This is a genomic window from Streptococcus pseudopneumoniae (assembly GCF_001072315.1).
Taxonomy (GTDB): domain Bacteria; phylum Bacillota; class Bacilli; order Lactobacillales; family Streptococcaceae; genus Streptococcus; species Streptococcus pseudopneumoniae_R.
The window spans coordinates 1-586 of record NZ_JVLI01000132.1 but is presented as its reverse complement, the minus strand read 5'-3'; the positions used below and the strand labels follow the sequence as shown (position 1 = coordinate 586).

Here is a 586-nt window from a genome sequence, read left to right as displayed (position 1 = left end):
AGATTCTACTGTAGCTATGGTAGCAGCTGCCGCAAGTGCATTACTTGGTCTTGGTCTTGCAGGCCGTCGTCGTAAAGAAGACGAAGAAGCTTAATTGGTAGATTGTTTGATAATTATCGAATAATAAATCCGATTTTCAAAGCTTAAACAAGTACCTCTCATAAGAAAATCTCCTAGCAGGAAAGTCTGCTAGGAGATTTTTGATACAGGTAAATTGATCAGTGAATCTAAATCCTAAATTTCATGAGGTAATGAGAGGTTTAGGTCAACTTGATTTCAAAATTTTTAGGTTTAGGAATAACTATTCATATAGAGGACAATAGTTGTTATTCGATAATTTTTTATGTTAAAGTAAATAGATGATATCTTTATTTTTGACCAATGAGAATACATAATATACTGATTCTTAGGGAAAAGCTATTTGAAAAAAGAACTTACTCAAGTAACAATTCAGGATCAAAAATAGACAGTTGAGGAGCGGAGGTGATAAATTGAGTTTTCTACTGTATAATGGATTTATCACTAATACTCTTCGAAAATCTCTTCAAACCACGTCAGCTTCGCCTTGCCGTATATATGTGACTGA

1 protein-coding gene is annotated in these 586 nt (G+C 33.4%); it reads left to right on the top strand.

Features of this window, described 5'->3' with window-relative positions:
• The first annotated feature begins 16 nt into the window (after positions 1 to 16).
• Positions 17 to 94 (top strand): hypothetical protein, encoded by a 78-nt coding sequence (locus ADH54_RS12755; protein ID WP_240149823.1) that lies wholly within the window; start codon positions 17 to 19, stop codon positions 92 to 94.
• Positions 95 to 586 lie beyond the last annotated feature (492 nt).